At 77.6% G+C, this 976-nt stretch carries 1 pseudogene; it reads left to right on the forward strand.

The annotated features are described in order from the left end of the window. Nucleotides 1–976, forward strand: a pseudogene (locus tag E1200_RS33410) (stress protein); the annotation flags it as partial.

Genomic DNA, 976 nt, shown 5'->3' on the forward strand with positions numbered 1-976 from the left:
GCCCCAGCCGCCCCCGCTGCCGCCGTCCCCCTCCGAGGTCGGCTACCTCGAACGGTGCTGGTTGATCTGGGAGGACGCCAGCCGCTCGCTCGCCTCGTTCCGCGCCGCCACCGAGCACGCCCTGCGGCTCCGCAACGAGGAGATCGCCGGCCGGGCGCCGCGCGGCCGGTTCGACGAGCTGATGAAGGCGGCCGACGAGCGGCTGCGCGCCGACGCCGCGCAGCTCCGCGACGAGCTCGCCCGGGTGGAGCCGCACGTCACCGCGGAGGTCGCGCCGTTCGACGCGCCGTCGTGGCTGACCTGGCGGCCGGGCACCGACCTGGCCGAGGGGATGCTGGTGGGGCGGCTGTCCACCGAGGAGCTGCCCGGCCTGCGGATCCCGCTCGTCCTGCGGATGCCCTGGCGGCGCGGCGTGTGGATCTCGCGCGGCACGATGCCGGGCGACTCGGCCGCCTACGCCTGGTCGCTGGTGACCCGCTTCCTCGCGGCCGTCCCGCCCGGCCTCGCCGGCCTGGAGGTCATCGACGCGGCGGGCCTGTCAGGCGCGGGCTGGCTGCACGGCTTCGACCCGGTCACCAGTGCCCGCCTGCTCGGCGGCGGGGTGGCCACCGGCCCGGCCGCGTCCGAGCGGCTTCGGCGCCTGCTCGACCTGGTGGACCTGCGGCGCATCGGCGGCGACCTGCCCGCCGCGGCGGCGGACGGCCCCCCGGTGCGGCTGGTGGTGATCCTCGACGCGGGCGCCGCGGTCGCGGGGGAGGAGGCGCACCACCTGCTGCGCCTCGTGGAGGACGGCCCCCTCGCCGGCGTCCCGGTGCTGCTCGTGGAGACCGACACCCCCGCCGCGGAGACGGTGCGCACGATCCGCGTCCGCCAGTCCTGCAACGACCTCCCGTCCAGCGAGGGCATGATCGGCGACTCCTGGGTGGGCGCGGGCTGGACCCTGACCCCCGAGATCCTCCCCGACACCGCCGCAGGC

This window comes from Actinomadura sp. GC306 (genome assembly GCF_004348665.1).
Taxonomy (GTDB): domain Bacteria; phylum Actinomycetota; class Actinomycetes; order Streptosporangiales; family Streptosporangiaceae; genus Spirillospora.